The organism is Streptomyces sp. NBC_01334 (assembly GCF_035983595.1).
GTDB classification, from domain to species: domain Bacteria; phylum Actinomycetota; class Actinomycetes; order Streptomycetales; family Streptomycetaceae; genus Streptomyces; species Streptomyces coriariae.
Genome location: NZ_CP130718.1, coordinates 3437988 through 3462891, shown reverse-complemented (window position 1 = coordinate 3462891; position 24904 = coordinate 3437988). Strand labels below are relative to the sequence as shown.

Here is a 24904-nt window from a genome sequence, read left to right as displayed (position 1 = left end):
ATGAGCGGCCTGGGCACGACCTCCGGTCCCGTCCTCATCTGCGGTGAGGTGCGGACCTGTCTGCTGCCCACCCGCAGGGCGGTGGACGAGCGGACCGCCGTGCGGCTGCTGCGGCTGCGCGCCGACGAACCCGTCCGGACCTCGCGGCGCCCCAACCGGCACGCCCTCTCCCCGGACGTCCTCACCGGCGTCGACTGCCGGCTGCCCACCGCCGACGGGGCCAAGGTCCGCGCGGTCGGCACCGTGGCCGCGCACGCCGGGCTCGTCGAGGGCCGCGTCCTGCAGTCGACGGCGTACTTCTCCGCCCCGGCCACCGGGCCCGACCGGCGCCGGCCCTGGGGGTACTACCTGGTCCGGCCCGGTTCCCTGGTCCCGGTCGGCAGGCTGCCCGAGAAGTCCGTCACCGAGGGCTTCCTGACCGGACATCAGCAGGACCGGCTGGACGTCGGTTCGATCTCCGAGAGTCTGCTGGCGAGGATCTCCCGCCGGCACGACCTCCTGGACCACGACGCTCCGCTCACCACCACCGACACCAGCCTGCGCTGGACCGCGTCACCGGCCGACGACGGCGAGCCGGCGTCGGCGCTCTTCACCGAACTCGGCTCAGGGCGGCGGATCGTCGAACTGCGGCTGCCGCGAGGGACCACACCCGTGGCGGCGGCCACGCTCTGCGAGGACCTCGCCCTGCACGACTGGCTGCTGACGACCGTCGGGGACAAGCTCGACGGCCTGCCGCCCGGCTCCGAGAACCAGGCGGCCGCGATGAAGGTGCTGCGTCCGCTCGTCGACCATCTGCTGCACCTGTGGATGCCCCGGGCGCGCCTGGACCGGGCCCTGAGCCCGCCCTGGGAGGAGCTGGAGCGGCACCCGGGGTTCAGCAGACAGTGGAACACCATGGCACAGCGCATCCGGGACCAGCTGGCACTGCAGAACCTCGTCCGGGGTGAGGTGCCGGCCCTGTCCTGACGGCAACACGACATCTGTTCGCGCAGCATCCCGACGGGGGGAGACAGAGAGATGCATGCACCGACGAACCCGAACTTCCGGGGCGACCGGATCCGGGACGGCGAGGGCGCCCGGCACGTGACGCAGAAGATCCTGATCACCGTGGTGGCGGGCGGCGTCGTCTACCTGCTCACCAATGTCGTCGGACCGTCCGAGGAGGACGGCCCGTGGCAGCTCGTGCTGTCCGTGCTGTGCGGCGGCATCGTGCTGATCGTGCAGTTCCTGGCGTCCTTCGTCAGCCAGCTGGGCGATCTCAGGGAGTCGGTCGACAAGCGGTTCGCCGACATAGGCGAGGCGACGAAGCTCTTCACCGAGGTGGAGAAGCTGCGGGGCGACGGGGTGCCCCGGCTCGCCGAGCACGCCACCAAGGTCGTGGCCATGGGGCCCGACATCCTGCACGAGTTCGCGCATACGGAGATCGACCGTCTCGCCGCGCAGATGGAGGACTTCACCAACCTCAGCGCCGAGTGCGCGGGCGAGAACCACGACTGGCTCCTGACCCTCACCAAGTGCGCGAGGACGAGCATCGACGCCATCAGCACCACCGTCGTCGACGACGGGTTCTGGAACACCGAGCCCGCCGGACGCTATCTGACCGCCCAGCGCGAGGCGATCCTCGAACGGAGCATCTCGGTCCGGCGCCTGTTCATCGTGAAGCGGCCCGAGGAACTGGCCGCCCTGGAACCGATCTGCGCGGAGCAGCGGGAGATGGGCATCCAGGTCCAGGTGGTGGCCCTGGAGGAACTCCCGCTGTTCCTGCGGCGCGGCAAGATGATCGACTGCATCGTCTTCGACGGGGTGCTGTCGTACGAGATCCACGCGGACCAGCTCAGCGTGAACACCTCGACGACGGTGAACGCCCGAGCCGACGAGGTCCAGCCCCTGATCCGCCGGTTCGACCAGCTGTGGGAGGCCGCCGCCCCGGGAACCTCCCCGAACGGCGTTCCCGACAGCGTCCGGCTGAGGCCCGACGGATCCTAGGGCTTGTGGCCTGCGGCCTGCCCGGCCCTAGCCCAGCGTCTCCGCCAGCACCCTCGCCGTCTCCACGATCAGTTCGTTGTCGTAGGCCGCCTCCCGGTCCGGCTTGGTGAGTTGGACGACCAGGACGACGGGGGCGCCGTCCGGGGTCCAGGCGATTCCGGCGTCGTTGTTCGCGCCGTACCAGCCGCCGCCGGTCTTGTCGGCGATCGTCCAGGTCGGGGGGAGCCCGGCGCGGAAGCGGTTGGCGCTGGTGATCGTGCCGAGCATCCAGTCGGTCAGGCGTCGGCGGTCGGCGGAGGCCAGCGCGTCGCCGAGGACGAGCCGCGCGTAGGTGCGGCCGATCGCATAGGGGGTGGTGGTGTCCGTGACCCGGTCCGGCTCTGCCGAGTTGAGTTCCGGCTCCCAGCGGTCGAGGCGGGTGACGCGGTCGCCGACGGAGCGGGCGAAGCGGGTGATCGCCGTGGGGCCGCCCAGCTCGCGCAGGAGCATGTTGCCGGCCGTGTTGTCGCTGCGCTGGATGGCCGCGGCGGACAGCTCGGCGATCGTCATGCCGTCGGCCACATGGTCCTGGGTGACGGGGGAGTTCTCCACCACCTCCGTCGACGTCCAGAAGACGCGGCGGTCCAGTGTTCCCTCGGGCAGGTCCCGCAGGACGGCAGCGACCGCCAGGGTCTTGAACAGGGAGCAGACCGGGAAGCGTTCGTCGGCCCGGTAGCGGACCGAGCGCCCGGTGCGGACGTTGTACGCGAACACGCCGAGGCGGGCGCCGTGCCCGGCTTCGAGGTCACGCAGGCGGTCGGTGACGGGGTCCATGGCGGCCCCGGCGGGTCCCGCGGTGAGCAGGACGGCCGTGGTGGCCGCGCCGGCCGTCAGCAGGGTGCGGCGGGAGGGCCTGGGGGAAAGGTGCGAGCTTAAGATCGTTCTCTCCGTCCGTCGAGGATCATGGTCTCCTCTGTCACGGACGTCTCGCCGCTCCCGTCGGTTGCGCCGTCCCCGGTCGCGGGCGCAGCGTCCGAGGGATCACGGCAGGCGGGCACACCGCTCCTCCGGTGTAGGCGAGAATGGGCGCATGAGCCTGTTCCGCGACGACGGCACCGTGCCCCCCACCCGACGGCCGGGTGCGGCGGACCGCGGCATGCCGCACCCCCGGCAGGCCGCCCCCGGAGGTGCCCGATGAGTCTCTTCCGGGACGACGGCATCGTCCTGCGGACCCAGAAACTCGGCGAGGCCGACCGCATCATCACGCTGCTCACGCGCGGGCACGGGCGGGTGCGGGCCGTGGCGCGGGGGGTACGGCGGACGAAGTCCAAGTTCGGCGCCCGCCTCGAACCCTTCTCCCACGTCGACGTGCAGTTCTTCGCGCGGGGCAGCAGCGAACTGGTCGGACGCGGGCTGCCGCTGTGCACGCAGAGCGAGATCATCGCTCCCTACGGTGGCGGGATCGTGACCGACTACGCCCGCTACACCGCCGGGACGGCCATGCTGGAGACCGCCGAGCGGTTCACCGACCACGAGGGCGAACCGGCCGTCCAGCAGTACCTGCTGCTCGTCGGGGCGCTGCGCACCCTGGCCCGCGGGGAGCACGCCCCGCACCTCGTCCTCGACGCGTTCCTGCTGCGGTCGCTGGCCGTCAACGGATACGCGCCGAGCTTCGGCGACTGCGCCAAGTGCGGAATGCCGGGACCCAACCGGTTCTTCTCCGTCGCGGCCGGCGGCTCCGTCTGCGTCGACTGCCGGGTGGCCGGCAGCGTCGTACCCTCGCCACAGACCCTGGTCCTGCTGGGCGCGCTGCTCACGGGAGACTGGGAGACGGCGGACGCGTGCGAGGCGCGGCACGTCCGGGAGGGCAGCGGGCTGGTGTCCGCCTATCTGCACTGGCACCTGGAGCGCGGGCTGCGCTCACTCAGGTACGTAGAGAAATAAGCAAGCGAAAAACCAGAGGAGACGAGAGGCACATGGTGGTACGCGGGTTCCTGGGGCGGCAGCGTCGTGAGTACCGGACGCCGGAGCCGCACCCGTCCGGCGCGCGCCCGCCGAAGCTCCCGGGCGAGCTGGTCCCCGAGCATGTGGCGATCGTCATGGACGGCAACGGCCGCTGGGCCAAGGAGCGCGGGCTGCCGCGCACCGAGGGGCACAAGGTCGGTGCCGAGCAGGTCCTCGACGTGCTGCAGGGCGCGGTCGAGATGGGTGTGCGCAACATCTCGCTGTACGCCTTCTCCACCGAGAACTGGAAGCGCTCGCCCGACGAGGTCCGCTTCCTGATGAACTTCAACCGCGACTTCATCCGCAAGACCCGCGACCAGCTCGACGAGCTCGGCATCCGGGTGCGCTGGGTGGGCCGGATGCCCAAGCTGTGGAAGTCGGTCGCCAAGGAGCTCCAGGTCGCCCAGGAGCAGACCAAGGACAACGACCGTCTCACCCTGTACTTCTGCATGAACTACGGCGGCCGGGCGGAGATCGCGGACGCGGCGCAGGCGCTCGCCGAGGATGTGAAGGCGGGCCGGCTCGACCCGTCGAAGGTCAACGAGAAGACCCTCGCGAAGTACCTGTACTACCCGGACATGCCGGACGTCGACCTGTTCCTGCGGCCGAGCGGCGAGCAGCGCACCTCCAACTACCTGCTCTGGCAGAGCGCGTACGCGGAGCTGGTCTTCCAGGACGTCCTGTGGCCCGACTTCGACCGCCGTGACCTGTGGCGGGCGTGCGTCGAGTTCGCGTCCCGGGACCGTCGCTTCGGCGGCGCGGTGACGAATGAGGAACTCTTGGCCATGGAGGGGAAGACTCCGGACCAGGAGGTCACCTCCTAGCCCCCGTGCGTTCACCCGGCCCGTCGACGCTGCGGGAGATCAGTCCGATCCCGGTCTCCCGCTCGCTGAAACGGCCCGCACATGAACCGCGTCACCCCCGCCCTCGCCACCGCCCTCGGCGCGCTGGTGCTCACCGCGCTGCCCGCCCACGCCGCCGACACCGGCGGATCCGGCACGCACCTCGCGCACCGCGACAGCTACGGCACGAAAGCCACCTATGCGCCCGAGCAGAGCGCACGCTCCTACCAGCGGCCGCCGGCCGGCTTCACCCCCGTCTTCACGGAGAACGTCTCCCGGCACGGCTCCCGCTCCGCCACCGACAGCGAGGACGGCGACCTGATCCTCGCCCTCTGGGACAAGGCCGAGGCCGCGGGCCAACTCACCGGCAAGGGTGAGGAGTTCGGCCCGAAGGTGCGCGCCCTCCAGGCCGCCATGGCGAAGGTCGGCTACGGCAACCTGAGCGGCCTCGGCAAGGAGGAGATCCAGGACACGGCCGCCCGCACGGCCGCCCGGCTGCCCTCCCTCTTCGCCGGGATCGCGCGTGACGGCGAGAAGATCGACGTCGTCAGCTCCGGCCAGGGCCGGGCCACCGACAGCGCCGACCTGTACGCGGGCGCCCTCGCCGACGCCGACCCGGCTCTCGGACCGCTGATCGGCGCGACCCGCACCGACAAGGACCTGCTCTACTTCCACAAGGCCGACGGCGGCGCGGCCTACCGCGACTACATCGCGAACGACCAGCGCCTCGCGGACACCCTGACGAAGATCACCGACCAGCCGAAGACCCACCGGGCCGCGTACAGCGTCCTGCGGCGCCTCTTCAAGCCCGCCTTCGTCGATCGGCTCGCCGACGCCGACCGGGTCGCCGCGGCCCAGGCGGTCTACAACCTGTACGCCATCGCCCCCGCGATGAGCGAGGAGAGCCCGGGCGGGAAGGGCTGGGGGATGCAGCGGTACCTCTCCACCTCCGACGCCGCCTGGTTCGGGTACCTGAGCGACGCCGAGGACTTCTACGAGAAGGGTCCCGGCTTCGCCGACAGCGACATCACTTACAAGATGGCGGACGTCCTGCTCGACGACTTCTTCCGGCAGGTGGAGGCCAAGCGGTCCGGCACCAGCACGCTGGGCGCCGAACTCCGCTTCACCCACGCCGAGGAGATCATCCCGCTGGCCGCCCTGATGGGCCTGCCCGGCAGCACGAAGCCGGTCACCGCGGCCCGGCCGTACACCTACGCCTCGAACCCGTGGCGGGGCGCGACGGTGGCACCGCTGGGCTCGAACATCCAGTGGGACGTCTACGAGAAGAACGGCCGGTTCCTGGTCCGCATGCTCTACAACGAGCAGGAGACGCCCTTCAAGGCCGCCTGCACCCCGATGTCCAAGGGCAGCAAGTTCTACGACCTGGACGAGTTGGAGAAGTGCTTCGGCCGGCCGTGAGGCGATGAGTTCTCAGCCCCGGCCGGCTGCTTCCAGCCCGTCCGGCGCTTGAGGACGAGGCCCCTTCAGGGCCGGAAGCGGGGGTCTGGGGGCGCAGCCCCAGGGGCCGGCGACCCCACCCGACCCGCACCGCACACCCGCTCAGCCGCCGGAGGCACCCGCGCAGTCGGAACACGTGCCGAAGATCTCCACCGTGTGGGCCACGTTGACGTAGCCGTGTTCCGCGGCGATGGCCTCGGCCCACGTCTCCACCGCCGGTCCCTCCACCTCCACGGCCTTGCCGCAGACGCGGCAGACGAGGTGGTGGTGGTGCTCGCCGGTGGAGCACCGGCGGTACACCGACTCGCCGTCCGAGGTGCGCAGGACGTCGACCTCGCCCGCGTCGGCGAGGGACTGGAGGGTGCGGTAGACGGTGGTCAGGCCCACCGAGTCGCCCTTGTGCTTGAGCATGTCGTGCAGATCCTGGGCGCTGCGGAACTCGTCGACCTCGTCGAGCGCCGCCGCCACGGCGGCACGCTGCCGGGTGGAACGGCCCTTCACGGGCGGTCCAGCGGTTGTCACCGTTGCCTCCTCACGTCTGCGGCTTGCCGGGCCATTGTGCCAGCCCGGGCTGTGCGCGGTCAGACGCCGACCTCGTCCCCCGCCGCCCGGGTGGCGGGAATCGCGCACTCCGCCGGATCGCCGGCGGGTTGGGCCGCCGCCAGGGCGCGTGCGCGGCGGCGGGCCAGCGGAGCGGCCAGCACGCTCAGCGCGATGAACGCGGCGATGGTCAGCAGCACGATCGTCGCACCGGGCGGGACGTCCTGGTAGTACGAGGTGACCGTGCCGCCGATGGTCACCGTCACGCCGATCGCCACCGCGATCGCGAAGGTGGCGGCGAAGCTGCGGCTGAGCTGCTGGGCCGCGGCCACCGGGACCACCATCAGGGCCGACACCAGCAGCAGGCCGACCACCCGCATCGCCACCGTCACGGTGACCGCCGCCGTGATCGCCGTCAGCAGGTTCAGCGCGCGGACCGGCAGGCCGGTCACCCGGGCGAACTCCTCGTCCTGGCTGACCGCGAAGAGCTGGCGGCGCAGGCCCAGGGTGACGACGACCACGAAGGCCGCGAGCAGGCAGATCGCGGTGACGTCCGACTCGGAGACGGTGGACAGCGATCCGAACAGGTACGACGTCAGGTTGGCGTTCGAGCCGCCCGGCGCGAGGTTGATGAACATCACGCCGCCGGCCATACCGCCGTAGAAGAGCATGGCGAGGGCGATGTCGCCGCGGGTTCTGCCGTACCAGCGGATCAGTTCCATGGTCACCGCGCCCAGGACCGAGACGGCGGTGGCCATCCACACCGGGGACCAGGACAGCAGGAAGCCCAGGCCGACACCGGTCATCGCGACATGGCCGATGCCGTCGCCCATGAGGGCCTGGCGGCGCTGGACGAGGTAGATGCCGACGGCGGGGGCCGTGATGCCGACCAGGACGGCGGCCAGCAGCGCCCGCTGCATGAAGGCGTAGTTCAGGAAGTCCATCAGCTCAGCAGTCCCGTGCGGATCGGTTCGGCGCCCGCGGGTGCGTGCGGGTGTACGTGGTCGTGGCCGGGCAGCGCGTGCTGGCCGAGGGCGCGCGGGGGCGGGCCGTCGTGCTGGACGCAGCCGTCGCGCAGGACGACCGCCCGGTCGATCAGGGGCTCCAGGGGGCCCAGTTCGTGCAGGACGAGGAGGACCGTCGTATCGGCCGCGACCTGGTCCCGCAGGGTCCGCGCCAGGACCTCCTGGCTGGCCAGGTCGACGCCCGCCATCGGCTCGTCCATGATCAGCAGTTCGGGTTCGGCGGCCAGCGCGCGGGCGATGAGCACGCGCTGGTGCTGGCCGCCTGAGAGGGCGTCGACGTTGTCCCTGGCCCGGTCGGCCATGCCCACGAGGTCCAGGGCGTGCCGTACGGCCTCCCGGTCGGCCTTGCGGAAGACGCCGAAGCGGGTGCGGGAGAGCCGGCCCGAGGAGACGATCTCCGTCACCGTGGCCGGGACCCCGCCGGCGGCCGTCGTGCGCTGCGGGACGTATCCGATCCGCGCCCAGTCCCGGAACCGGCGCTGCGGGGTACCGAACAGCTCGATCTCCCCGGCGCTGACCGGGACCTGCCCGATCACGCTGCGTACGGCGGTCGACTTGCCCGAGCCGTTCGCGCCGAGCAGGGCGACGACCTCACCGCGCCGCACGGTGAGGTCGATGCCCCGCAGGACCGGGCGCGAGCCCAGCTCGGCGCGCACACCGCGCAGGGAGATGACGGACTCCGACGATGCGGACTCCGCTGAGACGGACTCCGGCGATACGGACTCCGCTGAGACGGATTCGGCCTTCGCGCCGGTGACGCTCGCGTCCATGACGCCCTCCGTAGAGATCACTTCGTTCCCAGGGCTGTCTTCAGCGCCTTGAGGTTCGCCTCCTGGACCGAGAAGTAGTCCGTGCCCCGGGACTTCTTCGTGATGCCCTCGATCGGGTCGAGGACGTCGGTCTTGAGGTTCGCGTCGGAGGCGATGGTCTTCGCGGTCTTGTCGCTGACGAGCGTCTCGTAGAACACGGTCGTGACGCCGTCGGCCTTCGCCATCTTCTCAAGCTCCTTCACGCGGGCGGCGCTGGGCTCCGACTCGGGGTCGAGGCCGTTGATGGCCTCCTCGGTCAGGCCGTAGCGCTCGGCGAGGTAGCCGAAGGCGGCGTGCGTGGTGACGAAGACCTTGGTCCTGGTGTTCGCCAGCCCGTCCTTGAACTGTGTGTTCAGGGCGTCGAGCTTCTTCACGAGGGCTGCGGTGTTCGTCTTGTAGTCCGCCGCGTGGTCCGGGTCGGCCTTCTCGAAGGCCTTGCCGACGCCCTCGGCGACCTGGGAGTAGCGCACCGGGTCGAGCCAGATGTGCGGGTCGAGGCCGGACAGCTCCTCGTTCTCGTGGTCGTCGTGCTCGGCCGCATGGCCGCCGACTTCGTTGCCGTGCTTCTCCAGCGTGGTGAGGGAGGCAGCGTCGATCTTGGTCTTGATCTCGGACTGGGCCACCGCGTCGTCGACGGAGGGCTGGAGGTCCTTGAGGTAGAGCACCGCGTCGGACTCCTGGAGCGCGGCGGTCTGCTTGGCGCTGATCTCCAGGTCGTGCGGCTCCTGGCCGGGCTCGGTGAGGCTGGTGACGTTCACATGGTCCCCGCCTATCTGCTCGGCGAGGAAGGCCATCGGGTAGAACGACGCGACGACGTCGAACTTGTCCGTGTTGGTCGCGGCCGCGCTGTCGGAGGAGCAGGCGGAGAGGGTGCCGAGGCCGAGGGCCGTGACCGCCGCGACCGCGGTGCCGGATATGAGTCGTCGTCGTACGTTCATGACAGTCATTTTCAACAAATATGGAAACCGTTGTCAACAAGGCCTGGTAACGGCTGGGTAAGGGTCTGGGTAGGGATCCGATTTGGTCGAGGGGGAGTCCCCGCCGGTACCCTGAAGTCTTCTCTGGAAGCGCATCTCGCTTCGCCGCCCGTCGTCGTTATGAAGAGAGCACCGTGGCCGCCGACAAGATCGACACCATCGTCAGCCTGAGCAAGCGCCGTGGCTTCGTATTCCCGTGCAGTGAGATCTACGGCGGCCAGAAGGCCGCCTGGGACTACGGACCGCTGGGTGTCGAGCTCAAGGAGAACCTGAAGCGCCAGTGGTGGCGCTACATGGTGACGTCGCGCGAGGACGTGGTCGGTATCGACTCGTCCGTCATCCTGGCCCCCGAGGTCTGGGTGGCCTCCGGCCACGTCGCCACTTTCTCCGACCCGCTGACCGAGTGCACCTCCTGCCACAAGCGGTTCCGCGCGGACCACCTGGAAGAGGCGTACGAGGCCAAGCACCACCGCCTGCCGGAGAACGGCCTGGCGGACGTGAACTGCCCCAACTGCGGCAACAAGGGCCAGTTCACCGAGCCCAAGCAGTTCTCGGGTCTGCTCTCCACCCACCTCGGCCCCACGCAGGACACCGGCTCCATCGCCTACCTGCGCCCCGAGACCGCCCAGGGCATCTTCACCAACTTCGCCCAGGTGCAGACCACTTCGCGCCGCAAGCCGCCGTTCGGCATCGCGCAGATGGGCAAGTCCTTCCGCAACGAGATCACGCCCGGCAACTTCATCTTCCGCACCCGCGAGTTCGAGCAGATGGAGATGGAGTTCTTCGTCAAGCCGGGCGAGGACGAGAAGTGGCAGGAGTACTGGATGGAGCAGCGCTGGAACTGGTACACCGGCCTGGGCCTGCGCGAGGAGAACATGCGGTGGTACGACCACCCCAAGGAGAAGCTCTCCCACTACTCCAAGCGCACCGCTGACATCGAGTACCGCTTCCAGTTCGGCGGCAACGAGTGGGGCGAGCTGGAGGGTGTCGCCAACCGCACGGACTTCGACCTCTCCGCCCACGCCAAGGCCTCCGGCCAGGACCTCTCCTACTTCGACCAGGAGGCCCAGGAACGCTGGACCCCCTACGTCATCGAGCCCGCGGCCGGTGTCGGCCGCGCGATGCTGGCCTTCCTCCTCGACGCCTACATCGAGGACGAGGCGCCCAACGCCAAGGGCAAGCTGGAGAAGCGGACCGTTCTGCGTCTCGACCACCGCCTGGCCCCGGTGAAGGTCGCGGTCCTGCCGCTGTCCCGCAACCCGGAGCTGTCGCCCAAGGCCAAGGGCCTCGCCGCCGCGCTGCGCCAGAACTGGAACATCGAGTTCGACGACGCCGGCGCCATCGGCCGCCGCTACCGCCGCCAGGACGAGATCGGCACGCCGTACTGCGTGACCGTCGACTTCGACACCCTGGACGACAACGCGGTCACCGTCCGCGAGCGTGACTCGATGAAGCAGGAGCGGGTCTCCCTCGACCAGATCGAGAGCTACCTCGCCGGCCGCCTGATCGGCGCGTAGCCGCCCGCGGCACCCGGCGCATCGAGGCCGGCCCCGACGGGTACTCCCCGTCGGGGCCGGCCTCGCGCCGTGTGCGTGCGGGTCAGTTCACGCCCAAGGCGTTCAGGATGGCCGCGGAGACGTGATCGGCGGCGTTCTTGTGGCCCTTGGAGTTGGGGTGCACGAAGGCCACCTCGCTCGGGAAGGTGCTGAACACGCCCTCCACCCAGCGGCCCGCGTCGCAGACGCTGTGGTTCCGGGTGGAGGGGGCGAGGTCGACGAACGCGTCGCCGTGCTCACCGGCCCTCTTCTCGATGGTCGCGTTGAGCGGCCCCAGGACGTCGTCGCGCAGCCAGTCCAGGTCTCCCGGGGTGATCGAGGCGAACTGCTCCCAGTCGTTGTACCGGCACCTGGAGGTGTCCTCCGGGATGACCGTGGGGTAGCCGACGGTCACGATCTTGGCGTGCGGGGCGCGCTCGTGGAGGGTGGCGAGCATGTCGTCGTAGTCCCCGCTCACCTTGGCGAGTCGGCCGGGGATGTTGTCGGCGAGGTCGTCCCGGCACGGCGTGCCCACGCCACCGCTGCCGTCGCCCAGCTGAAGGCACGTGAAGAGGATCTGGGCGAATCCGAGAGTGTTGCCGCCCACGCCGACGGTGACCACGTCGGTGCCGGAGCGAACCGCCTGGGACTGGGGAGGCACCGGGGGGAACGGGTAGTCCGGGTCCTCGGAGAGGGGCGGCAGGTGGCGGCCGATCGGATGCTGGGCGTTGAAGGTGACGTCCTCGATGGTGGCGGCTCCGCAGCTGACGTTGGTCAGCTCGATCAGCGAGCCGAGGTCACGGTCGATGACCTGCGGGTAGGACAGGGCGGTGCGCTCGCAGCCGTCCCGGGGGACTTCGAAGGTTTCGCCCGCCGCCGGGATGACTCCGGCGGTGTAGGAGTCGCCCAGGGCGACCCACTCGTAGGACGCCGCGGCGGCGGGTTGCGCCCCGGCGGGTTGTGCGGGAGCGAGGGCGCCGGCGGTGAGAGCCGCGGCCGAACCGAGCAGGGCCAGTCGAGTGCGGAACCTTGCCACGAATCCTCCAAGGATGCGGTGTTGGCGACGCTTTGACCCTATGAGGCTGATTACTCAACGCACTAGATCCAATGCGGACAGTTACAGGAGGTGGAGTTCAGGGCCGGGCGCGGGGCGCGCACGGCGCGCTGTGAACGGACGGGTTCGGTATGTCGGCGACGTGTGATCGGCGTCGGCCCGTTCCGGCCCGATGGGTGAGCGGTGCTGCACGATCACGCTCTGTGTCTGCGTGGCCTGTTCGTGGTCACTCGTGCCGTTCTCGCCGATGGCCGCGCAGCAGCACGTTCGCGTCGGTCTCCGCGCTCCAGTCGTGCGCGGCTCGGGCGCTCTCCCGACGCGACCCCAGGTCCTCGCACTCGGCGCAGTCGGGCTCCGGGGCGGGCGGACGGGGCGTGCCGATGCCGACCATGAACGGCGCGTCGGTCCGTGCGCGCCGGTTCGCCGCCCGTACGCCCGCGCTCAGTCGCTCCTCGGCGGTCGCCGGCCGCAGTGTCGCCGGGTCGGCCTGCCACTCCCGGCCGCCACCGACGGGCCGCAGCATCGCGTAGGGCCCGGACCGGTCCTGGTACTCGCCGACCTTGTCCGTCGCGGGGTCGTAGAGCAGGGCGCCCGGCTCGTGCTGCGTGTCGTGCATGTCTTTCGCTCCTTTCACCCAACTTACATACCAATTGTGACAGTTGGGCTACTCTGCGTGGTGGGGGTCGTCGTCAGGATGGCCCGAGATCGGGATCGGCACGCCGCTGACGTGGGGTTCTTCGGTGTTCGGCGGCGTTAGTTCCATAAATTCCAGGGAGGGTGCGATGCCGCCGAGGCGGGTGATCACGGGCCGGAGCCAGGAGCCGCGGCAACGGTTCGCGGAGGAGCTGCGGTTTCTGCGGCACGAGAAGCGCGTGAGTCTGCAAAAGCTGGCCGAGGTCGTCGGCTGGGATCCGTCTCAGTTCGGCAAGCTGGAAACGGGGCGCACGTTGGGCAGCCCGGAGGTCGCCCAGGCGCTCGATCAGTACTACGGGACACCGGGATTGCTGCTGGCGTTATGGGAGTTGGCGGTCTCCGACACCTCGCAGTTCCTGGAGCAATATCGGCGGTACATGTCGCTGGAGGCTGAGGCGGTGGGCCTGTGGCACTACAGCGTGAGCAGGCCGCCGGGGCTGCTTCAGACGCCTGGATACGCACGGGAAGCGCTCGCGGCGGGCGGTCTCAAGGATGAAGAACTGGAGCAGCAGGTCGAGGCCCGCGTCGGTCGACGGAAGGTGCTGGATGAACCCGACGCGCCACCGTTCCGCGCGATCCTTTCCGAGGCGGTTCTGCGCAACACCCTGCGCGACCCGGGTGAATGGCGACGGCAGTTGGAGTACTTGGTGGAGGCCGCGGAGCGTCCCGCCATCACCATCCATGTGCTGCCGTTCGGCAAGGGGCTGCATGCCCTGGACGGCAGCGCCATGATGTTCCTGCGCCTCGCCGAAGGCCGGACCGTGGCTTACACCGAGAACGACCTGCGGGGTGAACTGATCGAGGAATCAAGCAGGGTTGAGGGCCTGCACCGCACTTATGATGCGGTACGTGACCTGGCGCTGAACCCGGCCGAGTCACGGACGTTCATCTTGCGGATGTTGGAGGAAATGCCGTGCGAGCCATCGACCTGAGCAGTGTCAGTTGGCGCAAGAGCTCCTACAGCAACTCAAGCGGCGGCGAGTGCCTCGAAGTCGCCGACCACCACCCCTCCCTCGTCCCGGTCCGGGACAGCAAAGACCCCGCCCGAGGGGTGTTGGCGTTCGGTGCGGAAGCCTGGGGCCGCTTCGTCGGCGCCTACAGGTCCACGTCCATGTAGAGCGCCGCGTGGTCGGAGGCGGCGTTGGCTTCCGAGGTCACGGTGTCGAAGGGCTTGATGCCGTCCGCGAAGATGCCACGTGTCTCGAGGCCGACCTGCTGCACTTCCTGCCACACCTCCGGTGACAGCAGCAGGTAGTCGAACTTGTCCCGCGCGTTCTTGCACTCCCCGAACGTGCCGGGCAGCCCGCGATACGAGCGGTGGCTCATCACGTCCCGCAGCCCGGCGCCCTCCAGCGCCGCTGCCGCGTCGCTGGTCGGGTGGTCGTTGAGGTCACCGGCGACGATGACGTGCGGGGTGCGCTCCAGCGCGGCGCGGTAGATCTCCGCGACCCGCTTCGCCTGGGCCAGCCGCAGCTCCGGGTCGTCCTGGGACTTGCTCTTCAGGTGGTTGCCGAGGATCACCAAGGGCGTGCCGTTGAGCTGGATCTCGAACTCGGGGCAGTCGCGGCTGAAGAGGCGCTGGCTGGGGCGGTCCGGGTTGGTTTCGAAGAGGTGGGTCCGGATGGACGTGATCGGGTACCGGCTGAAGATCCCGATGTCGATGCCCCGGGGGTCGTTGCCGTCGATCAGCAGGGCGTAGGGGTACGGCCGCCGGTCGAGAGCTCCGGCCAGCACCTGTGTGTTGAAGCGCTCCAGGGCCAGTCGGTTCTCGACCTCCACCGTGAGCATGATGTCGGCGTCGACCTCCGAGACCACCCGGCCGGTGTTGCGCACCACGTCCAGGTCGAGGTCGTCCTGGCCCAGTTCGGCCCAGCCGGACCACGAGGCGCGGCCTGCGGCCGTGACCTTGATGACGGTGTCCTTTCCCGATCCGGACTTGTTGAACAGCCTGGACTCTTTGACCGGTCGGGACTGGTTGATGAAGATCGGCGGCGGGTCCTTCGGGTCGATCTCGTACGCCCGGTGCTTCTTGATGATCCGTTCGATCTTCGTCTTGTCCGTGTCCTCGTACGTCGGAAGATCGAGGAGGGCGGTCAGTGCGACGAAGTCGTCGAGGATCTCCTTGCGCTGCACCGGATCCTCGATGCGGAAGGCCGTGGGTCGGCGGAAGAGGTTCTCCATGTTGAAGGTGGCGATGCGGATGCTCATGGCAGCCTCCATGGCGGCGCGAAGGGCCGCTCGGTCGGCGGCAGGCGCCGCCGAGGTGACTGCGCACCGACATCTCTCATTGTCCTCGGTGTGCACGGCCCGTCGACCGGGCGGACGGTGAATGACAGACATGGAATGACAGATGGCGGATGACAGATGACAGCTGACAGATGTTGAAATCTGTCAGCTGTCATGCCAGGCTGGTGGGCATGACGATGCGAACCCGTTCCCTCGGCACCACCGGTCCCCAGGTCTCCGCCCTCGGCCTCGGCTGTATGGGCATGTCCGCGCTGTACGGCGACGCGGACCGGACCGAGGGGATCGCGACGATCCACGCCGCCCTCGAGGCCGGCGTGACGCTGCTGGACACCGGCGACTTCTACGGCATGGGCCACAACGAGCTGCTGATCGGCGAAGCGCTGCGCTCCGCACCCGCGGCCCGCCGCGAACAGGCACAGGTGAGCGTGAAGTTCGGCGCCCTGCGCGACCCGGACGGCGGCTGGAGCGGCTACGACGGCCGCCCGGCGGCCGTGAAGAACTTCGCCGCCTACTCCCTCCAGCGCCTGGGCGTCGACCACATCGACGTCTACCGCATCGCCCGGCTCGACCCCGACGTACCGATCGAGGAGACGGTCGGCGCGATCGCCGAGCTGGTCGAGAAGGGGTACGTCCGGCACATCGGCCTCAGCGAGGTCGGCGCCGAGACCATCCGCAGGGCCGCCGCCACCGCGCCGATCGCCGACCTGCAGATCGAGTACGCGCTGATCTCGCGGGGCATCGAGCGGTCGATCCTGCCGGTCACCCGGGAGCTGGGGATCTCCATCACGGCGTACGGCGTGCTGTCGCGCGGGCTGATCTCCGGGCACTTCACCCCCGACCGCAAGCTCGCCGCGAACGACTTCCGGCTCTACTCGCCGCGGTTCCAGGGCGACAACCTCCAGCACAACCTGAACCTGGTGGAGGCCCTGCGGAAGATCGCCGAGCAGAAGGGCGTCTCCGTCGCGCAGATCGCGATCGCCTGGGTGCTGGCCCAGGGCGAGGACATCGTGCCGCTGGTCGGTGCCCGGACCAGGGAGCGGCTGGCGGAGTCGCTGGGCGCGCTGGACGTCGTCCTGGAGGCCGCCGACCTCGCCGCGATCGAGGACGCCGTCCCGGCCGACGCGGCCGCCGGTGAACGCTACTCGGCCGCCGCGATGGCCCACCTCGACAGCGAGCGCTGACCCGCTCTCCGGGTACGGTCTGAGCATGTCACCGACCACCGAGACCCTGACCGCCGAGCGCATCCTCGAGGCGACCGAGGAGGTGCTGCGCCGCCACGGCCCGGCCAAGGCCACCGTGGTCGACGTGGCGCGCGCGCTCGGCGTCAGTCACGGCAGCGTCTACCGGCACTTCCGGACGAAGGCGGCGCTGCGCGAGGCGGTCACGAAGCGGTGGCTGGACCGTACGTCCGAGTCCCTCTCCGCCATCACCGCCGACGAGACGCGCGCCCCGCAGGCCCGGCTGCGTGACTGGCTCGCGGCCCTCTTCGAGGCCAAGCGGCGCAAGGCGGGCGACGACCCCGAGCTGTTCGCCACCTACATGGTGCTGACCGGGGAGACCGGCGAGGTGGTCGGCGAGCACCTCGCCGACCTGACCGGCCAGCTCACCCGGATCATCGAGGCGGGAGTGGCGGCGGGCGACTTCGCCGTCCCCGACCCGGGGACCACCGCCCGCGCCGTCTTCCATGCCACCGGCCGCTTCCACGACCCCGGCTACCACCGGGTGTGGGAGCGACCGGGGGCGCAGGAGGACTTCACGGCGCTGGTGGACCTGCTGGTGCGCGGGCTGCGGGGGACGCTCTGATGGCCCCGACGATCCGCCGGGCCGTGATCCCCGCCGCCGGCCTGGGCTCGCGGCTGCTGCCCCTCACGAAGGCGATCCCGAAGGAGATGCTCCCGGTCGGCGACAAGCCGGTGATCGAGCACACCGTGCGCGAGCTGGTGGACTCGGGCATCACCGACATCACCATCGTCGTATCCGGCGGCAAGAGCCTGATCCAGGACCACTTCCGCCCCAACCCGGGCCTCGTCGAGCAGCTCCGCGCCGACGGCAGGACGGCCTACGCGGACGCGGTCGAGGAGGTCGCCGAGCTGGCCCGCAAGGGCCACATCACCTACCTGGACCAGCGCGGTCCGTACGGGAACGGCACGCCGGTGCTCAACGCCGCCCGCTCCTTCGGGGACGAGCCGGTCCTGGTCCTCTGGCCCGACGACGTCTTCGTCGCCGAGACCCCCCGCGCCCAGCAACTGATCCGCGCCTACGAGCAGACCGGCTGCCCGGTGCTCGCCCTGCTGCCGATGGACCCCGCCGACTCCCAGCGCTACGGCGTCCCCGTCGTCAAGGAGGACCTCGGCGACGGGACCCTGCGCATCACCGGCCTCGTCGAGAAACCCGACCCCGCGCGGGCACCGTCGGCGTACGCGGCCATCGGCGGCTATGTCGTCACCCCCGGCATCATCGACGAACTGCGCGAGCAGACCCGCCGCTGGTACGAGCACCGGACCGGTGAGATCTACCTGACCGACGCCATCAACGCCTACGCCCGCGGCCGCGCGGTGTACGGCCAGGTCATCCAGGGCCGCTGGTACGACACCGGCAACCCGGCCGACTACCTCGTCGCCCAGCTGGCCCACGCCCTGGCCCATCCCGAGTACGGGCCGGTGCTGCGGGGTCTGGTCAGCGACCTCGACGCCCGCGGCGACCGAGCCGCTTCCCTCGCACCGACCGAAGAACGATCAGGTCCGTTCCCGCTCGAGTAGACGCGGCCGGTTCAACGAGGAAGCACCCAGCCCGGCGCCCAGGTCCCGGCGTCGTCGTGGCCGGCCGCCGTGGCGTCGAGGTGGGCGCGGAGGGTGGCCAGCGCCGGGTGGGGGTTGTCCCGGTGCCACAGGAGCGAGTGCGGATAGACGGGCGTCGGGTCGGTCACCGGGATGAGGCGCAGGCCGTGGCCGGTGGGCCAGACGAGACGGGTCTGTCCGCCCATGAAGGTGGCCAGGGCCGGGGTGTCGGCGATGGTGTCGAGAAGGGCGTCGGAGCCGAAGTTGGGGCCGGTCGCCTCGATGGTGAGGCCGAACTCGGCGACGAGGTCGTCGTAGTAGGCGGTCCACTCGGTTCCGGGGGCGAGGCCGGGCATCCAGATCCGGTGCCCGGCGAGCTGGGCCAGGGGCACCGACCGGGCGCCCGCCAGCGCGTGCGCGGAGCCGGTGAGGAGCTGGAGCGGCTCGTCGAGCACCCGGACGGACGCGATGTCCTCGGGCAGCGGCCGGCCGGGCGCGGCGACGGCGCGGAAGGACGCGTCGATCGCACCGGACCGGATGGCGGCGACGGCCCTCTCGATGTCGAACAGCATCACCACGTCGAGGTCGATCTCGGGGTGTGCGCGGTGGAAGCCGCGCATCAGACCCGTCGCCGCGCCGCGTGAGGCGATCACGTCGACCCGCAGCGGACGGTGGCCGGTGCGCACGGACGCGACCGCGCGCTCGGTGACGCGCAGCAGCTCGCGTGCGTGGGGCAGGAACGCCTGCCCGTCGATGGTGAGTTCGGCGCCACGCGGGGTGCGGGTGAACAGCCGCACCCCGAGGTTGCGCTCCAGCGCGGCGATCCGCTTGGAGACGGCCTGCTGGGTGATCGCCAGCTCGGCGGCGGCCTCCTGGAACTGCCCCGCGTCGGCGGCGACGACGAAGGTCCGGACGGTGTCGAGATCCATGGCGGACACCCTATGGATACAACCGGTGGTTGTGGTTGCAGGGTCCTGTGGTTGTTTGATCCCCGGGTGGGGTGCTCGCTTTGATGCTTCCGGACGCGGATCGGTTGTGCGGATGAGGGGCGAGGGGCGGCGGGCATGAGGAGCGGGCACCGGCTGGGCGAGTTGCGCGGACATCTGCCCGGGCATCGGCTGGGGCGGCGGTTCGGGTGGCTCTGGGGAGCGTACGGGACCAGTGCGCTCGGCACCTGGCTCGCCTTCGGCGCGTTCCCGCTGATCGCCGTCCAGGTGCTGGACGCCGGACCGGCCGAGGTCGCCGCGCTCGCCTCCGTGGGGGCCGCGGTGGGCGCGGTCGTGGCGGTGCCGCTCGGCCCGTGGGTGGAGTTCCGCCGTAAGCGGCCGGTGCTGATCGCGATGGACCTGGTGCGGTGCGCGGCGCTGCTGACGATCCCCGCCGCGTTCGCGTGCGGCGTCCTCACCTTCCTTCAGCTCCTGCTGGTCTCGGTCGTCGTCGCGGCGGCCGACATCACCTTCCGTGCCGCCTCCGGCGCCTACCTGAAGACACTGCTGCCGGCCGAGGACCTGCTCGTGGCCAACGCCCGGTTCGAGTCCACCACCTGGACGACCACGATCATCGGCCCGCCGCTGGGCGGCGTGGCGATCGGGCTCCTCGGTCCGGTGGCGACGGTGGTGGCCGACGCGGTCAGCTACCTGCTCTCGGCCCTGGGCCTGCGCGCGATGGGCGGGCACGAGCCGCCGACCGAGCGTCGGGAGGCCGCGCGGATGCGGGCCGGGGACCTGCTCGACGGCTGGCGGTACATCCTCGCCGACGCGACACTGCGTCCCCTGTTCTTCAACACCGCCCTGTTCAACGGCCTGGTGATGGCCACCCAGCCGCTGCTGACCGTCCTGATGCTCGGCCGGCTCGGCTTCGCACCGTGGCAGTACGGCCTCGCCTTCGCCGCACCCGCGATCGGCGGGCTGCTCGGTTCGCGGCTGGCCCGGCCGCTCGTCACCCGGTTCGGGCAGCGCCAGGTCCTGGTCGGGTCGGGGGCACTGCGCGCGATCTGGCCCGTCGGCCTGGCATTCCTCGGGCCGGGCACCGGCGGGCTGCTGCTGGTGATGGGCGTCGAGCTCGGGCTCATCTTCTGCTGCGGGGTCTTCAACCCCGTGTACGCCACCTACCGTCTCGAGCGCACCGCGACCGACCGGGTCGCCCGCACACTGTCCGCCTGGGCGGTGACGACCAAGGCCACGACCGCGCTCCTGACCGCCGTCTGGGGCGTGCTCGGCGGCCTGCTCGGCCCGCGTACGGCCATCGGCCTGGCCGGTGTGCTCCTGCTGGCCACCCCGCTGCTGTTGCCGCGTCGCACGGTGGCGCGTCTTTCCGAGCCGGAGCCGGGACCGGGGCCGGGACGGGGGCAGGGGCAGGAGACAAGGCCGGAGCCGGAGTCCGAGCGGCCACCGACCCGTGGCTGAGCCCCGGTGAGTTCGCGTGCGATTTCCCTTCGTCGTCCCCATGGCCTCAGGGACGGCCGGAAGTCATCGCGGCTCGCGGCCCTCCGAGGGATCCACCGTCGCCTGATGCGCCTCGGCGAGGTGTTCCTCGGCCTTCAGCCAGGGCAGGAACTGCGCCCCCTTGCGCCAGCCGCAGGTGTCACATCTGATCGTGCGCTGCACTCCCGCGCGCCGCACTCTGACGACATGCTCCCGCCCGTGCTGGTCCCAGCGGCTCACCTTGCTCGTGTTGATCTCCAGCACCACGCCTCCCGAAATCTCGGCCAGCAAGGAGTGTGCAGCAATACCAACATCAACGGGGGTTTCGTCCAGTCGAGTTGACCAAGCCGTTCCCGAGGCCGGTCCGGGGCGCCGGAGTCACCCCACCCTGCGCGGCAGTCGCAGGCTCAGCAGCCCCGTCACGACGACCCCGCCCAACTGCACGGCCAGCGTGGTGACCAGGGCGTCCCGCATGCCCATCCCCGGGACCAGGGACAGGAACAGGGTGCCGAGAGTGGCCACACCCAGCGCCAGCGAGGCCTGTTGGGTGGTCACCATCACCCCGCTGCCGACGCCCGCGCGGGCCGGCGGCACCTCGGACATCACGATCCGCATGACGACGGGCAGTTGGAGCGCCTGCCCCGCACCGGCGACCGCCGCGCCCGGCAGCAGCTCGACGAAGCCGACGTCCGGCCAGTCGGCGCGCACCGCCAGCAGGATGAGGACGACCCCCACGCCCTGGACCACCGAGCCCGCCGTGACCACTCGGGCCCCGAACCGCGCCACCAGCCGTGGCCCGGCCAGCGAGACGAGGAGGAAGGCCAGGGCCATCGGCGCGAGCGCCAGACCGGCCGGCACCGGGCCCAGCCCCGCCCCGCTCTGGAGCGCCACGGCGATGACGAACATGAACCCGCTGAAGCCGATCGCGAACGGCACCATGATCGTCAGACCGCGCCGCAGCGTGGTGAGCGCGAACAGGCTCGGCGGCACCAGCGGGGTACGGCCCTGCCGGTCGGCCCGCCGCTCCACCGCCAGGAACGCGCCCGTCACCAGCGGGAACGCGGCCAGCGACAGCCACGTCCACAGCGGCCAGCCCGCCGCCCGGCCCTCGGTGAGCGGGGCGAGCAGCGTCAGCAGGGCGGCGGCGAGAAGCACGGTGCCGGGTCCGTCCGCGGGCTCGGGGTGCTGCGAGCGCGTCTCCGGGACGGTACGGACGGCGAGGACGAGCCCGACGACCACGACCGGGACGTTCACGAGGAACACGGACCGCCAGCCGCTGCCGGCGAGGTCCGCGGCGACGAGCACGCCGCCCAGGATCTGGCCCGCGACCATGGCCAGCCCGGCGGTCGCGCCGTACAGGCTCATCGCCTTGGCGCGTCGCGGCCCCTCGGTGGACGACTGGATGGTGGCCAGCACCTGCGGAACCATCGCGGCGGCCGACGCGCCCTGCGCGACCCGCGCCGCGACCAGCGACCACGCGTCCGGCGCGAGTCCGCAGGCCAGTGAGGTCAGGCCGAAGGCGGCCATGCCGCCCAGGAAGAGCCGGCGCCGGCCGAACAGGTCACCGAGCCGGCCGCCCAGCACGAGCAGTACGGCGTACGCGAGCCCGTACCCGGCGACGACGAGTTCGAGGACGGACTCGCTCGCGGCGAGATCCCGGCCCATGGTCGGCAGGGCGACGTTGACGATGAAGAAGTCGATCAGCGGCAGTGCCGCGCCGAGCAGCACGGTGAACAGCCCGAGCGAGCCGAGCGCGCGGGGCGCCGCGACCGTCCGTGCGGCGGCTGGGGTGGCGATGGTTTCAGTCACGTTCCCGAGCCTGCGCCGCCGCTCAGACGGGTACCAGATGCTTCTTATCCTGGTAGAAGGAGTACCTGGCAACAGGGTCCGGGCGGCCGCACGCTGGAGGCATGACGACGATGGCCCAGGAAACACACGCGCGCGAGGCCCGGCGGATCCGTGAGACCCAGGGGAACCGTGAGGTCCAGGGGGTCCGCGAGGCGGGGGAGGCCCGCGAGCCGCGCGAGGCCGGCGGCTCGGAGATCCGGCGCCACGAGCTGGCCGCCTTCCTGCGCAGCCGCCGTGAGCGGATCACGCCCGAGCAGGTGGGTCTCCCGCGCGGAGCGCGCCGCCGGACCCCGGGGCTGCGCCGCGAGGAGGTCGCCCATCTCTCGGCGGTGGGCGTCACCTGGTACACCTGGCTCGAACAGTCCAGGGACATCCAGGTCTCGGTCCAGGTCCTCGACGCCCTCGCCCGCACACTGCTGCTCGACCCGAGCGAACGGGCGCACCTGTTCCAGCTGGCCGCCGCGACCGACCCGACCCCCGCCTCGTCGTGCGCCGGGGTCACGGACGCCGTACGCGAGGTGCTCGACCAGCTCGACCCGCTGCCGGCCTGCGTCCAGAACAGCCGCTACGACATCCTGGCCTACAACCGCACCTACGCCCGTCTGCTCTGCGACCTCGACGCGATCCCGCCCGAGGACCGCAACTGCATGATCCTCGTCCACACCCACCCGCAGTGGCGCGAGTCGGTCGTCCACCTCGACGAGACCATGCGCCTGATGGCCGCGAAGCTCCGCGCCTCCATGGCCGGCCATCTCACCGAGCCCGCCTGGAAGATGCTGGTCAAGCGGCTCCAGGCGGAGTCACCCGAGTTCCGCGAGAACTGGGAGCGCTACGAGGTCGTCGCGACCCGCAGCAAGACCAAACAGTTCCGCAACCCGCACGTCGGCCTCCTCGACCTCACCCACACCGACCTCTGGCTGAGCCCGGAACTCGGGGCGCGGCTGGTGACGTACGCACCGGCGGACGAGGTGACGCGGGAACGGCTGGAGAAGCTGTACGCGTTCGCGCAGGTGCCTTCCGCGGAGGCCGAGGAGAGCGGGGGGACCGCGGAGGGCGCCGAGGCCGTGGAGCGCGGGGTCAGGCGCTGAGGCTCGCCGCCTCCCGGATCTCCGGCGACTCCAGCCGCCGCGCGGTCCGTTCCGCCGTCCGGCGGGCCCAGGATCCGGTGGTCACGGCGCCCAGGACGAGGACGACGGCACCGCAGCCGGTGAGGATCCACCAGCCGGGGACGGCGGCGGAGACGAAGGTGTCGCGGTACGCCGAGGTGCTCACGCCTGCCGCGAGGACCGCGCCGATCACCGCGACGCCCAGCGTCTGGCCCAGCTGGCGGCTGGTGGAGGCGACCGCCGCCGCGACGCCCGCCTGACCGCGCGGCATGCCGGACACCGCCGTGTTCGTGATCGGCGCGTTCACGAACCCGAAGCCCACGCCGAACAGCACGTACCCGAGGAACAGCGTCACGTCGGACGTCTCCGCCTCGAAGACGGCGAACAGCAGCCCGCTCGTCGTGATCGCGGCGCCCGAGATCAGCAGCGGCAGCCGCGGTCCCCGGCTGCCGACCAGCCGTCCGGACAGCGGGGCGCACAGGAACATCGGCACGGCCATGGGCAGCATCCACAGCCCGGCGTGCAGGGCGTCGAGGCCCCGTACGTTCTGGAGGTACAGCGTGGACAGGAACAGGAACCCGCCCAGCGCGGCGAACGCGCCGACCGCGACCACGGTCGCCCCGCTGAACGGGACCGACCGGAAGAAGCGCAGGTCGACGAGGGGTTCATCGCGCCGGGGCTCGTACCAAAGCAGGCCGATCAGCGCGGCCAGGGCCATCGCGGCGAAGGGAAGGCTGGTCGAGGCGCCCGCCTCCGGCGCCTCGATGATCGCGTAGGTGAGGGGGCCGAACAGGGCGATGACCAGCAGCTGGCCGACCGGGTCGGGACGGCGGGCCTTCGGCGCGCGGGACTCGGGGACGTACCGCAGGGTCGCCAGCAGGGCGACCAGGCCGATCGGCAGGTTGAGCCAGAAGATCGACCGCCAGCCGACGGACTCCACCAGGAGTCCGCCCAGCAGCGGGCCCGCGGCCATCGAGATGCCCACGACCGCGCCCCACACCCCGATGGCACGGGCCCGCTCGCGGGGGTCGGTGAACGTGTTGGTGATGATCGACATGGCGACCGGGTTCAGCATGGAGCCGCCGACCGCCTGCACCATCCGGGCCGCGATCAGCAGCTCCAGGTTCGGGGCGAGCGAGCACAGCAGCGAGCCGATCGTGAACACGACCAGCCCGGCCATGAAGACCTTCTTGCGGCCGATCCGGTCGGCGGTCGATCCCGCCAGCATCAGCAGCACGGCCAGCACGAGCGTGTACGCGTCGATCGTCCACTGGAGGCCGGCGGTGGAGGCGTGCAGATCGCTCTGCATCGCGGGCAGGGCGACATTGAGGACGGTGACGTCGAGACTCACGATCAGCAGGCTCATGCAGCAGATCGCGAGAACCAGCAGACGTCGGCGAGGGCTGAGCTCGGGCATGCGGTTCATCGTACGCCGATATCAATAGTGCGCCTAACTAATGGTCGCTACATGAGCTGCCTGTGGTCACGGGGTGGTCACCAGTGCGGATACGGGTGCGGGCAGGGGTGTGGGGGTGCGGGCGGAGAGGGGGCGCGGGTACGGGGGAGGGGGACGGCGCGGGAAACCCGCGGCCGGGCACACC

Annotated in this window: 25 protein-coding genes; 13 read left to right on the top strand and 12 right to left on the bottom strand. The window is 70.8% G+C overall.

The features are described from left to right. Positions 1-966, top strand: coding sequence for an SCO2521 family protein (locus OG736_RS15560; RefSeq protein ID WP_327182979.1), 966 nt, complete (start codon positions 1-3; stop codon positions 964-966). A 51-nt stretch (positions 967-1017) separates the two neighbouring features. Further along, complete coding sequence (locus OG736_RS15555) at positions 1018-1986, top strand: hypothetical protein (protein WP_327182978.1); 969 nt, start codon at positions 1018-1020, stop codon at positions 1984-1986. Between the two features lie 27 nt (positions 1987-2013). On the opposite strand, the gene bla is transcribed toward OG736_RS15555, so the two are convergent. Further along, on the bottom strand, positions 2014-2799 hold the full coding sequence (gene bla, locus OG736_RS15550) for a class A beta-lactamase (RefSeq protein WP_327182977.1): 786 nt from the start codon (positions 2797-2799) through the stop codon (positions 2014-2016). A gap of 360 nt (positions 2800-3159) precedes the next feature. Between bla and recO the strand changes: the two genes are divergently transcribed. From recO to OG736_RS15535, 3 genes are all read left to right on the top strand, one after another. Beyond that, positions 3160-3909, top strand: coding sequence for a DNA repair protein RecO (gene recO, locus OG736_RS15545; RefSeq protein WP_062649449.1), 750 nt, complete (start codon positions 3160-3162; stop codon positions 3907-3909). 32 nt (positions 3910-3941) lie between these two features. After that, complete coding sequence (locus tag OG736_RS15540) at positions 3942-4793, top strand: isoprenyl transferase (protein WP_327182976.1); 852 nt, start codon at positions 3942-3944, stop codon at positions 4791-4793. An 81-nt stretch (positions 4794-4874) separates the two neighbouring features. Beyond that, positions 4875-6230: a histidine-type phosphatase gene (locus OG736_RS15535; protein WP_327182975.1), complete on the top strand. Its 1356-nt coding sequence runs from the start codon at positions 4875-4877 to the stop codon at positions 6228-6230. Between the two features lie 141 nt (positions 6231-6371). Here the strand turns inward: OG736_RS15535 and OG736_RS15530 are convergent, their stop codons facing one another. From OG736_RS15530 to OG736_RS15515, 4 genes are read right to left on the bottom strand one after another with little or no spacing between them, the layout of a single operon-like run. Next, complete coding sequence (locus OG736_RS15530; RefSeq protein WP_327182974.1) at positions 6372-6791, bottom strand: Fur family transcriptional regulator; 420 nt, start codon at positions 6789-6791, stop codon at positions 6372-6374. Between the two features lie 59 nt (positions 6792-6850). Next, positions 6851-7753 (bottom strand): metal ABC transporter permease, encoded by a 903-nt coding sequence (locus tag OG736_RS15525; RefSeq protein WP_327182973.1) that lies wholly within the window; start codon positions 7751-7753, stop codon positions 6851-6853. Then, positions 7753-8604, bottom strand: coding sequence for a metal ABC transporter ATP-binding protein (locus tag OG736_RS15520; RefSeq protein ID WP_327182972.1), 852 nt, complete (start codon positions 8602-8604; stop codon positions 7753-7755). Before OG736_RS15520 ends, OG736_RS15525 begins: the two co-directional genes overlap by 1 nt. Positions 8605-8621: 17 nt before the next feature. After that, positions 8622-9581 carry a metal ABC transporter substrate-binding protein gene (locus OG736_RS15515; RefSeq protein ID WP_327182971.1) on the bottom strand — a complete coding sequence of 320 codons (960 nt, stop codon included), beginning with the start codon at positions 9579-9581 and terminating at the stop codon, positions 8622-8624. Between the two features lie 173 nt (positions 9582-9754). On the opposite strand from OG736_RS15515, the gene OG736_RS15510 reads away from it, so the two are divergent. After that, entirely contained in the window at positions 9755-11137 is a 1383-nt protein-coding gene (locus tag OG736_RS15510) for a glycine--tRNA ligase (RefSeq protein WP_020127696.1), read from the top strand. 82 nt (positions 11138-11219) lie between these two features. On the opposite strand, the gene OG736_RS15505 is transcribed toward OG736_RS15510, so the two are convergent. Then, positions 11220-12191 carry an SGNH/GDSL hydrolase family protein gene (locus OG736_RS15505; RefSeq protein WP_327182970.1) on the bottom strand — a complete coding sequence of 324 codons (972 nt, stop codon included), beginning with the start codon at positions 12189-12191 and terminating at the stop codon, positions 11220-11222. Positions 12192-12435: 244 nt separating this feature from the next. Continuing rightward, positions 12436-12825 carry a hypothetical protein gene (locus OG736_RS15500; protein WP_327182969.1) on the bottom strand — a complete coding sequence of 130 codons (390 nt, stop codon included), beginning with the start codon at positions 12823-12825 and terminating at the stop codon, positions 12436-12438. A 166-nt stretch (positions 12826-12991) separates the two neighbouring features. Here OG736_RS15500 and OG736_RS15495 point away from each other — a divergent pair, with 166 nt between their 5' ends. Next, the gene (locus OG736_RS15495; RefSeq protein ID WP_327182968.1) at positions 12992-13834 is read left to right on the top strand and encodes a helix-turn-helix domain-containing protein; all 843 of its coding nucleotides are present in this window, start codon (positions 12992-12994) and stop codon (positions 13832-13834) included. Continuing rightward, a complete protein-coding gene (locus tag OG736_RS15490; protein WP_327182967.1) occupies positions 13816-14019 on the top strand; it encodes a DUF397 domain-containing protein in 204 nt (67 codons plus the stop codon). Before OG736_RS15495 ends, OG736_RS15490 begins: the two co-directional genes overlap by 19 nt. On the opposite strand, the gene OG736_RS15485 is transcribed toward OG736_RS15490, so the two are convergent. Further along, the gene (locus OG736_RS15485) at positions 13998-15110 is read right to left on the bottom strand and encodes an endonuclease/exonuclease/phosphatase family protein (RefSeq protein ID WP_327182966.1); all 1113 of its coding nucleotides are present in this window, start codon (positions 15108-15110) and stop codon (positions 13998-14000) included. The genes OG736_RS15490 and OG736_RS15485 overlap by 22 nt on opposite strands. 209 nt (positions 15111-15319) lie before the next feature. On the opposite strand from OG736_RS15485, the gene OG736_RS15480 reads away from it, so the two are divergent. The 3 genes from OG736_RS15480 to OG736_RS15470 are packed head-to-tail and all read left to right on the top strand — an operon-like array spanning position 15320 to position 17908. Then, positions 15320-16330: an aldo/keto reductase gene (locus OG736_RS15480; protein WP_327182965.1), complete on the top strand. Its 1011-nt coding sequence runs from the start codon at positions 15320-15322 to the stop codon at positions 16328-16330. A gap of 25 nt (positions 16331-16355) precedes the next feature. Then, positions 16356-16952: a TetR/AcrR family transcriptional regulator gene (locus OG736_RS15475; protein WP_327182964.1), complete on the top strand. Its 597-nt coding sequence runs from the start codon at positions 16356-16358 to the stop codon at positions 16950-16952. Continuing rightward, a complete protein-coding gene (locus OG736_RS15470) occupies positions 16952-17908 on the top strand; it encodes a UTP--glucose-1-phosphate uridylyltransferase (RefSeq protein ID WP_327182963.1) in 957 nt (318 codons plus the stop codon). Before OG736_RS15475 ends, OG736_RS15470 begins: the two co-directional genes overlap by 1 nt. A gap of 11 nt (positions 17909-17919) precedes the next feature. Here the strand turns inward: OG736_RS15470 and OG736_RS15465 are convergent, their stop codons facing one another. After that, the gene (locus OG736_RS15465) at positions 17920-18855 is read right to left on the bottom strand and encodes a LysR family transcriptional regulator (RefSeq protein ID WP_327182962.1); all 936 of its coding nucleotides are present in this window, start codon (positions 18853-18855) and stop codon (positions 17920-17922) included. A 135-nt stretch (positions 18856-18990) separates the two neighbouring features. Here OG736_RS15465 and OG736_RS15460 point away from each other — a divergent pair, with 135 nt between their 5' ends. After that, positions 18991-20331, top strand: a complete 1341-nt coding sequence (locus OG736_RS15460; protein ID WP_327182961.1) for an MFS transporter — start codon at positions 18991-18993, stop codon at positions 20329-20331. 63 nt (positions 20332-20394) lie between these two features. On the opposite strand, the gene OG736_RS15455 is transcribed toward OG736_RS15460, so the two are convergent. Together OG736_RS15455 and OG736_RS15450 are read right to left on the bottom strand one after the other, a co-directional pair. Beyond that, the gene (locus tag OG736_RS15455) at positions 20395-20613 is read right to left on the bottom strand and encodes a hypothetical protein (RefSeq protein ID WP_020132980.1); all 219 of its coding nucleotides are present in this window, start codon (positions 20611-20613) and stop codon (positions 20395-20397) included. A gap of 114 nt (positions 20614-20727) precedes the next feature. Continuing rightward, positions 20728-22158 (bottom strand): MFS transporter, encoded by a 1431-nt coding sequence (locus OG736_RS15450; RefSeq protein ID WP_327182960.1) that lies wholly within the window; start codon positions 22156-22158, stop codon positions 20728-20730. Between the two features lie 101 nt (positions 22159-22259). Here OG736_RS15450 and OG736_RS15445 point away from each other — a divergent pair, with 101 nt between their 5' ends. Further along, positions 22260-23285, top strand: a complete 1026-nt coding sequence (locus tag OG736_RS15445) for a helix-turn-helix transcriptional regulator (protein WP_327182959.1) — start codon at positions 22260-22262, stop codon at positions 23283-23285. On the opposite strand, the gene OG736_RS15440 is transcribed toward OG736_RS15445, so the two are convergent. Further along, a complete protein-coding gene (locus tag OG736_RS15440; protein WP_327182958.1) occupies positions 23275-24720 on the bottom strand; it encodes an MFS transporter in 1446 nt (481 codons plus the stop codon). The genes OG736_RS15445 and OG736_RS15440 overlap by 11 nt on opposite strands. Positions 24721-24904 lie beyond the last annotated feature (184 nt).